The sequence below is a fragment of the Amycolatopsis sp. PSD-21 genome, assembly GCF_055561455.1.
Genome location: NZ_CM145712.1, coordinates 2,746,127 through 2,758,341, shown reverse-complemented (window position 1 = coordinate 2,758,341; position 12,215 = coordinate 2,746,127). Strand labels below are relative to the sequence as shown.

10 protein-coding genes are annotated in these 12,215 nt (G+C 68.7%); 4 read left to right on the top strand and 6 right to left on the bottom strand.

The genetic code is table 11. The features are described from left to right. Position 1: 1 nt before the first annotated feature. The 6 genes from ACZ1DY_RS13350 to ACZ1DY_RS13325 are packed head-to-tail and all read right to left on the bottom strand — an operon-like array spanning position 2 to position 7,643. A complete protein-coding gene (locus ACZ1DY_RS13350; protein WP_465484562.1) occupies positions 2-1,456 on the bottom strand; it encodes an aldehyde dehydrogenase family protein in 1,455 nt (484 codons plus the stop codon). A 21-nt stretch (positions 1,457-1,477) separates the two neighbouring features. Next, positions 1,478-2,575 carry a Zn-dependent alcohol dehydrogenase gene (locus ACZ1DY_RS13345; protein ID WP_465484561.1) on the bottom strand — a complete coding sequence of 366 codons (1,098 nt, stop codon included), beginning with the start codon at positions 2,573-2,575 and terminating at the stop codon, positions 1,478-1,480. Next, positions 2,572-4,899 (bottom strand): AMP-binding protein, encoded by a 2,328-nt coding sequence (locus tag ACZ1DY_RS13340; protein ID WP_465484560.1) that lies wholly within the window; start codon positions 4,897-4,899, stop codon positions 2,572-2,574. Before ACZ1DY_RS13340 ends, ACZ1DY_RS13345 begins: the two co-directional genes overlap by 4 nt. Continuing rightward, the gene (locus tag ACZ1DY_RS13335; protein ID WP_465484559.1) at positions 4,896-5,657 is read right to left on the bottom strand and encodes a gamma-glutamyl-gamma-aminobutyrate hydrolase family protein; all 762 of its coding nucleotides are present in this window, start codon (positions 5,655-5,657) and stop codon (positions 4,896-4,898) included. The genes ACZ1DY_RS13340 and ACZ1DY_RS13335 overlap by 4 nt, the downstream gene beginning before the upstream one ends. After that, positions 5,654-6,991: a glutamine synthetase family protein gene (locus ACZ1DY_RS13330; RefSeq protein ID WP_465484558.1), complete on the bottom strand. Its 1,338-nt coding sequence runs from the start codon at positions 6,989-6,991 to the stop codon at positions 5,654-5,656. Before ACZ1DY_RS13330 ends, ACZ1DY_RS13335 begins: the two co-directional genes overlap by 4 nt. Beyond that, positions 6,984-7,643, bottom strand: coding sequence for a hypothetical protein (locus ACZ1DY_RS13325; protein WP_465484557.1), 660 nt, complete (start codon positions 7,641-7,643; stop codon positions 6,984-6,986). The genes ACZ1DY_RS13330 and ACZ1DY_RS13325 overlap by 8 nt, the downstream gene beginning before the upstream one ends. A 201-nt stretch (positions 7,644-7,844) precedes the next feature. Here ACZ1DY_RS13325 and ACZ1DY_RS13320 point away from each other — a divergent pair, with 201 nt between their 5' ends. The 4 genes from ACZ1DY_RS13320 to ACZ1DY_RS13305 are packed head-to-tail and all read left to right on the top strand — an operon-like array spanning position 7,845 to position 12,140. After that, positions 7,845-8,225 carry a hotdog domain-containing protein gene (locus ACZ1DY_RS13320; RefSeq protein ID WP_465484556.1) on the top strand — a complete coding sequence of 127 codons (381 nt, stop codon included), beginning with the start codon at positions 7,845-7,847 and terminating at the stop codon, positions 8,223-8,225. Beyond that, the gene (locus tag ACZ1DY_RS13315; RefSeq protein ID WP_465484555.1) at positions 8,222-9,742 is read left to right on the top strand and encodes a flavin-containing monooxygenase; all 1,521 of its coding nucleotides are present in this window, start codon (positions 8,222-8,224) and stop codon (positions 9,740-9,742) included. Before ACZ1DY_RS13320 ends, ACZ1DY_RS13315 begins: the two co-directional genes overlap by 4 nt. Further along, positions 9,739-10,782: an alpha/beta hydrolase gene (locus ACZ1DY_RS13310; RefSeq protein ID WP_465484554.1), complete on the top strand. Its 1,044-nt coding sequence runs from the start codon at positions 9,739-9,741 to the stop codon at positions 10,780-10,782. Before ACZ1DY_RS13315 ends, ACZ1DY_RS13310 begins: the two co-directional genes overlap by 4 nt. Then, positions 10,779-12,140 (top strand): flavin monoamine oxidase family protein, encoded by a 1,362-nt coding sequence (locus ACZ1DY_RS13305; RefSeq protein WP_465484553.1) that lies wholly within the window; start codon positions 10,779-10,781, stop codon positions 12,138-12,140. Before ACZ1DY_RS13310 ends, ACZ1DY_RS13305 begins: the two co-directional genes overlap by 4 nt. Positions 12,141-12,215: the final 75 nt, after the last annotated feature.

Here is a 12,215-nt window from a genome sequence, read left to right as displayed (position 1 = left end):
GTCACAGCGGCAACTCGGGCGAATCGACACCGACGACCCGGTCGCCGCAGAAGACCCGCACCGACTCCGCCGGACCGTGGCCACCGATACCCGCCGGGCCCCAGAAGCTCTGCGCCGAGTCGTCACCGAGGTCGGCGACTTTCGCGCCGTTGACACGCACTTCGCCGGCCAGGACGCGGGAGCCGACGTCGATCGCCCGGTCCGTGTCGGCGCCGAACACGTACGCGTCGAGCCCTGACGGATGGGCATTGGCGACGCGCAGCGCCTGCTCGTCGGAATCCACGGCGTGCAGGGAGACGACCGGGCCGAACAGCTCGGCGGTGGCCTGAGCGGGGTCCGCGCCGACTGCCACGGTCGGCGACAGGAAGAAGCCGCCGAGCTCGGGCAGGCGGGCGGGCTGCCGGATACTCGCCCCCAGGTCGCGCAACCCGTCGATCCTGCTCTGGAGGGTCCCGAAATGCGGGGCATTGGAGATCGGGCCGATCTGGACGTCCTCGTCGAGGGAGTGGCCGACGACGAGCTTGGAGATCCGCTCGGTCAGTGCTTCGAGGAGGGGGTCGATCAGGCCGCGGTGCGCGAGGATCTTGCCCGGTCCCTCACACCATTGACCGTTGAGTTTGGTCATCCCGTCGAGGATGCCGTCCGCGGTGACGTCGAGATCGGCGTCGTCGAGCACGAGCACCGGATTGTTCCCGCCGAGCTCCAGCTGCAGGACCTTGAAGTCTTCCGCGGCCGCCCGCGCGATGGCGCGCCCGGCGGCGGGCCCGCCGGTGAACGAGACGATCTTGACGCGGTGGTCGGTGGTCAGCCGGGCGCCGACGTCGCCGGCGCCGTGCACGAGCTGCAGCGTGCCACTGGGCAGGCCCGCCTCGACGAAGCACTCGACGATGAGCTGTGCGCTGCCGGGCGCGTGCTCCGAAGGTTTGAGGATGACCGGGCAACCCGCGGCCACGGCGCTGGCGAGCTTGGCCGCCGGGATGAAACTCGGGCCGTTCCACGGCGTGAGGATCGCGGCGGGACCCCACGGCACCTTGTGGAGGCGGACGTCGCGGCCGCCAGCCGCGAGCGCGGTGACGCGCGGGATGTTCACCAGGTCCGCCGCCGACGCCCGGATCCTCATGGGCAGGAAGGCCGCGACCTTCCGCGTGACACTGATCGGCGTGCCGCTGGTCAGCGAGTCCGTCCGGGCGATGTCCTCGGCCCGGGTCTCGACGATGGCCGCCACTCGTTCGAGCATCGCGGCGCGCTCACGCCGAGCGTCCTCGTCCCAGCGGCCGATGTCGTACACGCGCTCCGCGTGCCGCAGGGCCCGCTCGACGTCGTCGGGTGACGTCGTGACGGAGCGGTGGACGGGTTCTCGCGTGTTGGGGTCGACGTTCCACGTGCCGGGGATCGTCTCGGCTTCGCGCCAGGCATCGGCGATGTAGTTCACCGGCCGGGGAATCTCGTTGCTCATCTTCAAGGTTCCTTCGGTTGGTCAGGACTGGAGATCGACGACGATGCGGGTGACGTCGCCGGACTTCATCGCCTCGAAGCCTTCGTTGATCTCGCCGAAGGGAATGACGCGCGTGACCATCTCGTCGAGCAGGAGACGTCCTTGCTGGTAGAGGCGGGCGAGCTGGAGGATGTCCTGTCGCGCTTGACCCGAGCCCATGTAGGAGCCGATCAGCCGCTTCTCCTCGAAGAAGAAGTCCGATGCCGGAACGCTGAGTTCGGTGCCTCCTGGTGCGATTCCGACCAGGCACGCGGTCCCCGTCGGGCGCACCAGTGCCAGGGCCGTCGCGGCGGTGCGGGCCGAGCCGACCGCCTCGAAGGCGTAGTCCACTCCGTCCCCGAGCAGGCGGTGAACTTGCGCGACCAGGTCTTCGTCCCCGCCGTTGACGACGTGGGTGGCGCCGTAGCCGCGCGCGGCCTTGAGCCGGTCGTCGTCCAGGTCGATCGCGACGATGGCCGACGCTCCGGCGAGCCTCGCGCCTTGGATGATGGCCGATCCGACGCCGCCGCAGCCGATGACCGCGACCGTGCTGCCCGGTCGCACCCGGGCGCCGCGGAAGACGGCGCCGACACCGGTGATGACGCAGCAGGCCAGGAGACAGCCGACGTGCGGTGGAACGTCGTCGGGGAGCTTCACCAGCGAGTTCTCGCGCATGAGAACGTGCCGGGAGAACGCCCCGATGTCGCCCAGCCGCTCGATCGGCTCGCCCGACGTGGTCTGAAACGCGGGCCGGGGGCGGTGAAGGATCTCCCCCAGCCGCTGGCACTGGGTCGAGCGCCCCGCCTCACAGTTCGCGCAACGGCCGCAGGACGGCGTCAGCGCGCCGACCACCCGGTCCCCGGGACGCAGCCCGGACACCTGCGAGCCGACCGCCTCGACCACGCCGGCCACCTCGTGGCCGACCACGACCGGCAGCTCGGTCGGGACCGTTCCGGTCATGTAGTGCAGGTCGCTGTGGCACAGCCCCACGTTGGTGACCGCGACCCGCACCTCGTGCGGCTCCGGGTCGTCCACCCGGATGACGGTCAGCGCGAGCGGTTCGCCGACGGTGGTCAGCACCGCGGCCAGGGTGTCGATCATGTCGAAGTCTCCTTTTCAGTGTCCTTTGTGGACAGAAAGGCTCGGATGCCCGCGGCCAGAGCTCCGCTCTCCCATGCCTGGGCCGCGGCGAGGTCTTCCCTGGCGAAGGCAGCTTCGACGTCCTCTGCCGTCGGGCGCAGGAGCGCGAGGTGGAGGGCCGTCGTGTTGCCCTCCGGCGTCCACTCGACGACGGTGTCGATGGCACGGCCGATCAGGGCGCCAGGCTCGACGATCTCGTCGAGCAGACCGATCCGCAGCGCTTCGTCGGCCCGGATCCGAGGGGATCCGAGCACCACTCGCATCGCGTGGTTCCCGACGAGCCGCCTCAGCAGCACGCTGGACGCGTTCGAGATCGTGATGCCCCGGCCGTTTTCCGGTTGGTAGTACACGGTTTCCGGGGTTCCGATGCGGGTGTCGCAGCTCAGGGTGATCTCCGAGGCTCCGCCGACCGCGATGCCGTTGACGGCCGCGACCACGGGTATCCGTGTCTCGAGGATCGCCCTGGTGATGTCGTGGAAACTCGCGAACGCCTCACGCATCCCGGCTTCCGTCGACGGTGCGCTGTGGAGATCCTCTCCCGCGGAGAAGGCCCGGCCCGCACCGGTGAGCACGATCCCACGCACGGTCTCACCGGTACCGAATTCACGGATGACGCTCGCCAGACGGCGCCGGGTGGCGACGTCCATGGCGTTGAGCTTCTCGGGGCGCCGGAGGGTCAGCACCGCGACGTCCCGGACGACTTCGATGCCGAGGAATCCCCGTCGTGCGCCGAGGTCGTAGGTCACGCCGGGGTCGGCCGCGGCCCGGGCCTTGAGTGCCGGTTTGGCGATGCGTTCGGACGGCGTGCGGGGGAAGTCTTCGACGAACTCCAGGTAGCGCGGCACTTTGAACCGCGCGAGTTCCTTGCCCGCCCGCTCGACGATCCGCTCGGCCGTCGCCGGCTCGGCGGGGACACCGGCCGCCAGCTGGACGAACGCCTTGACCTCCTCGCCGAGCGTCTCGTCGGGTTCGGCGACGACGGCGGCCGAGACCACCAGGTCGTCACGCTCCAGGGCGGCTTCGACTTCGACGCTCGCGACGTTCTCGCCACCGCGCCGCACCATGTCCTTGATCCGGCCGACCAGCCGGACGCCGTCGTCCGGGCGGCGGACGACGAGGTCGCCGGTGTGGAGCCAGCCGTCCCGCAGCACGCGGGCGGTGTCTTCAGGGCGGTTCCAGTAGCCGTTCATCATCGGTGTGCCGGCGATGATCAGCTCACCGGCTTCGCCGTCGGGCACCTCGGAGCCGTCGGGATCGACGACGCGGATCTGCTTCGTCGGTACGGGCCGCCCCAGGCTCCCGCTTCCCACCGCGCCGACGTCGCCGAAGGGACTGAACAGGTCGATCCCGGATTCGGTCATTCCGTAGACCTCGCGCCACGGAGCGCCCCATCGTTCCTCCAGCCGGGCGTGGAGTCCGGCCGGAATTCCCGAGCAGAACACGAGGCGGAGGTCGTTGTCGCGGTCTTCGGGCGTCGGCGGTTGCTTGAACAACAACGTCGGCATGGACCCGAGGACGTAGAAGAAGGTCGCACGATGCCGCCGGACGTCCGCCATGAACGTCGACGCCGAGAACCGGGGCAGCACGACCAGCGGCGCGCCGGCGGTGAGGGCGAGCGCGGTGTTCCACTGTGGATCCATGTAGGAAAACGGTTGGGCCGTCAGGAGAACGTCCTCGGGCCCGAGTCCGGTCACCGACGCGCAGATCCAGCCCAACCGGACCCAGTAGTCGTGGGTGAGCATGCACGCCTTGGGAAAACCGGTCGTACCCGACGTGTACTGCAGGTTCGCCAGCGCCCCACCTTCGATCGGTGCGGCTGGAGGCGTCGCCGGAAACGGCTCCGACCCGTCGTCGGCGACGTCGACGACGCGGACGTCCGCACCGGCGACGACCCCCGCGATCAGATCCGAGCGGTCGGCGTCGGTGAACACGACGCGTGCCCCGGAGTCCCGCAGCACGAAGTCGAGGTCGGCACGCTGGTAAGAGCTGTTGATCGGTACGGCGACCGCGCCCGCTTTCAGCGTGGCGAGCCAGACGACGGGCCAGTGCACGACGTTCGGCAGCATGATCGCGACACGCTCGCCCGGCCGGACACCGTCGACCTCGATCAGCCGGTGCGCCAGCCTGGAGGTCCAGCCGTCGATCTCGGCGAAGCTCCACGACCACTCCCCGAAACGCAGGAACTCACGATCCGGCGAGTCCTTCGCGCGTCGCGACAGCAGTTCCGTCAGGGTCGGGGTGGCGGGGTCGTCGCCCGCCTGTCCGGGCGCCACTTTCGCGGTCATGGCAAGCTCCTTCGCCTTCTGGCCGCGGCCTGGACGATCCACGTCATCGCCGGGTCCTCGCTCTTCATCCACTCCGGATGCCACTGGACGCCGAGCACCGGTGCGCCCGGGAGCTCGACCGCTTCGATCACGCCATCGCTCGTCCGTCCGGTCACGACCAGGCCGGTGCCGCAGCGGTCGACGGCCTGGTGGTGCCACGAGTTGGTCATCGCGTGCTCGCCGAACAGGCCGGCGGCGATCGAGCCTTTTTCGAAGGACACGAGATGATCGGCGGTGCCGTCGGTCGGCGCGGTCTCCGCCGACAGATGGCTCACGGGCCCGGCAGGCAGGTCGGCGACGAGGGTGCCGCCGAGCGCGACGTTGAGCACCTGCATGCCGCGGCACACGCCAAGGATGGGAATCCCTGCCTCCAGCGCGGCCCGGGCGAGCCCGAGCTCGTACTCGTCCCGCGCCCTGTCGTGGACCATCGGGTCGGTCCGCGGATCGATGTCGCGGACCACCCCCGGGTCGCCACCCCAGAACGCCGGGTGGACGTCCTGCCCGCCGGTGATCACCACCCCGGAGAGCCGGCGGCAGATCTCCGTCGCGTCGGTGTCGTAGGAGAGATGCACCGGAAGCCCACCGGCCTGCGCGATCCGGCTCGCGAAGTCCGCCATGTAGCTGTCGAGGCAGCGGTCTCCGTATCGCTCGTCGGCTCCCTTGATCAGCTCCAGCCGGAATCGCCTGCCGGTGATGCCGATCAGCGGACGCGCGCTCACGGGAACTCGAAGTAGCGAGTGGACTCCCACTGGGAGAGTTCGGCGAACGGATCGCCGCCTTTGGTGTGGAACTCCATCCACTCCCAGCGCCGCGACGCGATCCAGAAGTCCACGAACTCGTCACCGAGGTACTCGCGCAGAAGCGGATCGGCATCCAGGGCCGCGGCGGCCTTCGACATCGTGTCGGGGATCCGGGGCACGCCGGCGCTGTCGGGCAGGCACCAGGCCATGTCCCTGACCTGCTCCGGTGGTTCGATCTCCCGCTCCACACCGGCCAGCACCCCGGCGAGCACTCCCGCCAGCGCGAGATAGGGGTTCACGTCGGCACCGGGAAGCCGGTACTCGAGGCGCGAGTACTTCGGGTGGCCGGTGATGGCGCGCACCGCGGCCGTCTTGTTGTTTTCGCCCCAGCTGACGACGGTGGGCGGTCCGGTGAAGTCGACCAGCCGCCGGTAGGACGTTATCTGCGGCAACGCGAGCGAGGTGTTTCCCGCCATCGTGGCCAGTAGCCCGCCGACCGCGTGCCGCATCAGCGGGGAGGGTCCGTCTTCGGCGAAGAACCGGTTCACTCCGTCGCTCTGGAGCGACAGGTTGAGGTGGGCGCCCTGGCCGTAACCCGCCGTCGGTTTGGCCATGAAGGTCACCGTGTGGTCCCGCTCGAACGCGACCTCGCGCATGACCTGCCGGGTCCGTGCCCAGGAGTCGGCCAGCGTGATCGGGTCCGCCGGCGGCAGGTTCAGCTCCGTCTGCCCGGCGGCGGCCTCGTCGGTCCAGGCCTCCCAAGCGATACCGAGCCGATCGAGGCGGCCGACGACCGCTTCCATGTAGTCGACCCAGTCCTTGGACCTCGCCAAGTGATACGTGGCTCCCGTGCCGCCGCCCAAGGGCGTCAGGTCCCGGTACCCGCGTTTTCGCGCCTCCTGAACGGATTCCTCGAACAGGGTCGCTTCGATCTCCACGGCGACGGTCGCGGTGTACCCGAGAACGGCGAGCCGGGCCACCAGCTTCCGCACGAGGTTCCGCGGGCAGATCGGCACAGGTGTGCCGTCCTGCAGCCAGTAGTCGCCGATGACCGAATCCAGGCCCGGCTTCCATTCGACGAGGGTCGACATGTCGGGGACCATCTGGATGTCGTAGAGGTTGCCGCGCCAGTCCGGGAAGGCGTCACCGAGGACGATCTCGTTGCCGAGGTCGATCGCGAACAGGATGTCGGCGAAGGCGAAGCCGCTGTTCTTACCTGAAGCGAACTTCGTGCTCGACACGGTCTTGCCGAGAAGGCTTCCGTCGTGGTTCGTCGCTTCGAGGCGCACGGCGCGGTTCTTGAGATCAGACATCGAAACGAACCCTCCAGGAAGCGGCCGTCATGACCGACAGTTGCGACAGCGTGCCCTTCACCTGAAGGCCGGCCGCCAAGGAAGCGGCGAAGTCGTCCGCTCCACTGAGGACACCGGCGAGCACGTCGGGTTGCCCCGCGATCAGGTATTCGGACGGCCCGTCGCCGAACCGTTGCCGCTCCGGGCCGCCGGGGCCATCGGCGTCGACGATCAGCACGTCGGGAATGCCGGGAATTTCCCTTGTCACCGACCAGAAATCTTGGGCGGCCTGGCGCCAGTGCGGCAGCGGCGGCGTCAGCGCGCGCAGGATGCCGGCGGCCAGGACGACATCACCGGCGGGCTCCCCCACAGCGGCGAAGCGCGCCAGCAGATCGACGACGACCGTCGCGGCGGGCTCGATCACCACTCCGCCGGTCACCGTGATCGCCTTGCTGTCAAAGGAAATCGTCGCGGTCTGCGGCGTGTCGTGAGAACGGACCACCACGGTGCCGGCGGACCGGCCCAAGACCTCTTGCGCGTGACCGATCCGCGACGAGTCACGCAAAGTACGCCCGATCAGCCGGACGACCGGACTCGCGTCGTCGTCGATGGTGACGGGAAGGGCCGAACCCTCCATCACGGGCGCCTCGGGAAACGTCATGATCTCGGCCATCGGCGGCCCTTTCGATCGTGGCGACGATCGCGCCAGAGTTAGTCAAATGACTCGATCAATTGACGAAGATGATGAGTGCCCTGCCGCGCCTTTGTCAACAGCCCCTTTCGGGCGAGCGCCCGGAACCACCTCTTGACGAGGGGTCGAAGTTGTCACACACTCGATCACCTGACTTAATCGGATGACCTACTAGGAGTTCTGATGCACGTCATCCACCAGCGCTACGTCGCCTACTCCGAGGCTCACTACGCCGGAAATCTCGTCGACGGCGCGTACGGCCTGGCGCTGTTCGGCGACGCCGGAACTCATCTCGCGATCGTCACGGACGGCCACGAGGGCCTCTTCGCGGGCTACTCGTCCGTGGAATTCCTGGCGCCGGTGCGCGGCGGCGACGTCATCGAGGTCGAGGCGCGGCTCGCGGCGAAAGGCACCAGGAGCCGGACGATCGACTTCGAGCTGCGCGTCATCGCCCGGTCCGTCGGCCACACGGGCGAAGCGGAAGTCCTCGCCGAACCCATCGTCGCCACCCGCGCCCGCGGGACCGGCGTCGTCCCCGCCAACCGAGAAGGAAGTGCAGCATGAAGGACCCAGACGTGCCGGAAGCGGCCGACATCGTCGTCATCGGCGCCGGCATCTCGGGTATCGGCGCGGCCCAGCACCTGAGGACCGACTTCCCCGGCAAGAAGATCATCGTGCTGGAGTCCCGCGACTCGATCGGCGGCACCTGGGATCTGTTCCGCTATCCGGGTGTCCGGTCCGACTCCGATCTGCACACCTACGCCTACGAGTTCAAGCCGTGGCGGCATCGGAGCGCGATCGCCGAAGCGCCGCTGATCCGCGAATACCTCGCCGAGACGGTGAGCGAGTTCGGCCTCGACAACCTCCTGCGGCTCAGGCATCGGGTGACCTCCGCGGATTGGTCGAGCGCCGAGGCGCGCTGGACGCTTCAAGTGACCGCGACCGACGACGCCGGCACCGAACGCACGAAGACGATCAAGACCCGCTTCGTCTTCAGCGCCACCGGTTACTACCGATACGACGAGGGATACACACCCCATTTCGAGGGTCGTGAAGATTTCCGGGGCGATATCCTGCATCCCCAGCATTGGCCCGAGGACTACGACCACCGCGGCAAACGCGTCGTGATCATCGGGAGTGGCGCGACCGCCGTGACCATGCTCCCGGCCATGCTGACCGGCGAGGGCGCCGCGGCACACGTGACGATGCTGCAGCGCACCCCCAGCTACATCGCCTCCCAGCCGCGGTTCGACAACATCGCCGTCAAGCTCACCAAGCTGCTCGGGGCCAAGCGCGGCTACGCGGCCACACGGCTGAAGAACATCTGGATCGACTTCCTGCTCGTCTCCACGCTGCGCAAATTCCCCGACTTCGGCCGGAAAGCGCTGCGCAAGTGGACGCTCAAGGAGCTTCCGCCGCACATCGACGTGGACACGCATTTCAACCCGCCGTACGCGCCGTGGGACGAGCGTCTCTGCGTCACCCCGGACGGAGAGTTCTTCAAGGCACTCCGTGCGGGCGGCGCCGACGTGGTCACCGACCGGATCGACCGCTTCACCGAGAACGGCATCCTGCTGAAATCGGGCCAGGAACTGGAGGCCGACGTCATCGTCACCGCGACCGGCCTCGTCATGCAGATGCTGGGCGGTATCCAGCCCACAGTGGACGGTGTCCCGGTGAAGATGTCCGACACCCTCCTTTATCGTGGCGCCCTCTTCTCCGGCATACCGAACTGGGCCATGATGCTCGGTTACACGAAGGCGTCGTGGACGCTCCGGCTGAGCAACGTGTGCCGCCTGGTCGGCGACGTGCTCCGCCGCATGGACGCGAACGGGTACGACATCGCGGTCCCGGTCGTCCCGGACGGACTCGCCACCGCGGACCTCCTCGACCTCACCGCGGGCTACATGCAACGGGCCAAACCCGAACTTCCCCGCCAGGGCACCGAATTGCCGTGGCGAATGCACACGACCTTCGTCAAGGACAACCGGCTCTTCAAGGGGCGGCTCGTCGACGAGAACATCCGGTTCTCCGTCCGGGCGCCCGCCGCCGACCTCACGGGCGCGGCGGCCGACTCATGACCGCGGCACACCGGCGTCTCCAGCGGGCCCTCGTAATCACCCTGAGCCGCACTCCTCCCCTGCTCCTCAAACTGCTGGCACGCCCACCGGTCAACAGCGCCGGCGATCGGATGGCGCCCGACATCGCCCTGCTGATGAAGCTCACGGAAGCCGGTGGCGACTACAGCGACCTGCCGGTGGCCGCCGCCCGGGAGGTCACCGAACGTGACGCGGCGCTGTTCGCCGACCGGATCGCGCCTTGTCCCGTCGAGCAGGACGTGGATCTCGGCGACGGGCTGCGGGCGACCCGCTACAGCTGCGGAACCCCGAACCGAGGTTTGCTCCTTTTCTTCCACGGCGGCGGATTCGTGCTGGGGAGCCGCGCGAGTTACGCCGCGCCGGCGCGGATGCTCGCCAAGGGAACGGGCGCCGACGTCCTGTCCGTCGAGTACCGGCTCGCGCCCGAGCACTCGTTCCCGGCGGCGCACGACGACGCGCTCGCCGCGTGGCGGTACGCCGTCGACCATGCCGCCGACTGGGGAATCGACCCGCACCGGATCGTCGTCGCCGGTGAAAGCGCCGGAGGCAACATCGCCGCCGTGCTCTGCCAGCGGCTTCGCGGCCTTCCTGTCCAGCCGATGATGCAGGCGCTCATCCAGCCGGTCACCGACATCTCGGAACGACGGCCCTCCCAGCACGAGTTCGCGGGGTCCCCCGCGTTGTCGGCCAAGCAGATCGCCTGGTTCATGAACCATTACCTCCCCGATGGGACCGACCATCTCGACCCTCGGGTTTCCCCTCTGCTCGCCGGAGACCTGGCAGGTCTCCCCCGTGCCATCGTCGCCGTCGCCGGATTCGACCCGCTCCGCGACGACGGACTCGCTTACGCGGCCGCGTTGGCGGAAAGCGGCGTACCGGCGGAGGTGATCCACGAACCCGAACTCGTGCACGGCTACATCGCCTTCACCGCGATCAGCCCGAGCAGCAAAAGGGCCACGAGACGGCTGGTACGGGCCATTTCCTCGGCGCTGACGTCGACACCTGAACGGAGCACCTCATGACCGAATCCCGCCACGAGCACACGGCGGACGTCGTCGTGGTCGGTGCCGGTATCGCCGGGTTGATGGCGGCGACCACACTGTCCGATCGGGACGTCGTCGTGCTCGAAGCCGGCGGCCGGGCCGGAGGACGCGTGGAGTCGGTCCGCCAGGGCGACTACTGGATCAACCTCGGCACCCAGTTCACCGAAGGCACCGGCCCGCTGATCGAAGCCCTCGAACGCCACCGGGTCCACATGGGGACGTTGGCGGGCAAGAAGGTGGCCCTCGCGCTCCACGGAAAACAGGTCGACACCTCGAATCCGTTCGCCCTGATGTTCCGGTCCCGGATGACCTTGCGGGACCGGGTCGCTCTGGCGGCCGTCGGCGCGCGCATCCTCGCGGCGGCACCCTTCCTGCAGCTGAACCCGGACAACCGCCTGGCGAAGCGAGTGCGGGCGAAGCTCGACGCCCTCTCCGCGTCATACGTGCTCCGAGGGATCAAGTCCGACGTCGCGCGGGACATGGTCCGGTCCTGGTCCGGGCAATGGATGGGCTGCGAACCCGAGGAAACCGCCGCGACCCAGTTCGTCATCTCGATGGGCATCCTCCTGACCGACCCGGCGAAGGTGCCCAATTTCTCCCTGCCGGAAGGGGGAAACCAGACCCTCACCGACATCCTGGCCGATGACCTCGGGGATCGGCTGAGGCTCAACTCCGCGGTGAATTCGGTGGAGCGAACAGAAGACGGAGTCGTCGTGGACTACCACGACGAGAACGGACCGGCGCGTATCCGAGCCCGCCGCGCGATCGTGGCCGTTCCCAGCGATGTCGCGATCAAGATCCTGCCAGGCCTCCCGGCCGAGTACCGGACGGCGTTCGACGACATCCACTACGGCCGGTACGTGGTGGTGGGCTTCTTCACCAGTGAGGAAGGCCCGCAACAGTGGGACGACTACATCGCCGTGTCGACGCCCCAGCTGTCGTTCCAGGCGATGTTCAACCACGCCGCGGCCCTGCGCGGTCCTGGTCCACGCAAGCCGGGCGGTGCGCTCGCCTGCTTCGCCGGGGGCGCCGTCGCCGACGACCTCTTCAAGCTCACCGACGAGGAGATCGTCACCCGGTTCACCGCGGACCTCCTGTCGCTCTACCCCGAACTCGAGGGGAAGCTCGGCGAGGGGATCGTCCGGCGCCACCACCGTGTCGTGCCGTTCTGGGCACCAGGCGGACGCGCCTCCTTGCCGACCCTGCGCGAACACCTCGGCCCCATCCATCTGGCAGGTGACTACCAGCTCGACATGCCTTCACTCGCCGACGCGGCCTCATCAGGTGAACGGGCCGCCAAGCAGGTTCTCGCGAGCCTATCCCGCCCAGCACACTGACGAAAGGAACCCATGCCCTCCCCCTAGACTCCCGCCCGTCAGGCGGACCGGCTCTACCACGACCTCTTGTCCCCC

Excerpts from the sequence above, each read along its gene's own strand:
- ACZ1DY_RS13350 (WP_465484562.1), bottom strand. The coding sequence starts at position 1,456 with ATGAGCAACGAGATTCCCCGGCCGGTGAACTACATCGCCGATGCCTGG.
- ACZ1DY_RS13345 (WP_465484561.1), bottom strand. The coding sequence starts at position 2,575 with ATGATCGACACCCTGGCCGCGGTGCTGACCACCGTCGGCGAACCGCTC.
- ACZ1DY_RS13340 (WP_465484560.1), bottom strand. The coding sequence starts at position 4,899 with ATGACCGCGAAAGTGGCGCCCGGACAGGCGGGCGACGACCCCGCCACC.
- ACZ1DY_RS13330 (WP_465484558.1), bottom strand. The coding sequence starts at position 6,991 with ATGTCTGATCTCAAGAACCGCGCCGTGCGCCTCGAAGCGACGAACCAC.
- ACZ1DY_RS13325 (WP_465484557.1), bottom strand. The coding sequence starts at position 7,643 with ATGGCCGAGATCATGACGTTTCCCGAGGCGCCCGTGATGGAGGGTTCG.
- ACZ1DY_RS13320 (WP_465484556.1), top strand. The coding sequence starts at position 7,845 with ATGCACGTCATCCACCAGCGCTACGTCGCCTACTCCGAGGCTCACTAC.
- ACZ1DY_RS13315 (WP_465484555.1), top strand. The coding sequence starts at position 8,222 with ATGAAGGACCCAGACGTGCCGGAAGCGGCCGACATCGTCGTCATCGGC.
- ACZ1DY_RS13310 (WP_465484554.1), top strand. The coding sequence starts at position 9,739 with ATGACCGCGGCACACCGGCGTCTCCAGCGGGCCCTCGTAATCACCCTG.
- ACZ1DY_RS13305 (WP_465484553.1), top strand. The coding sequence starts at position 10,779 with ATGACCGAATCCCGCCACGAGCACACGGCGGACGTCGTCGTGGTCGGT.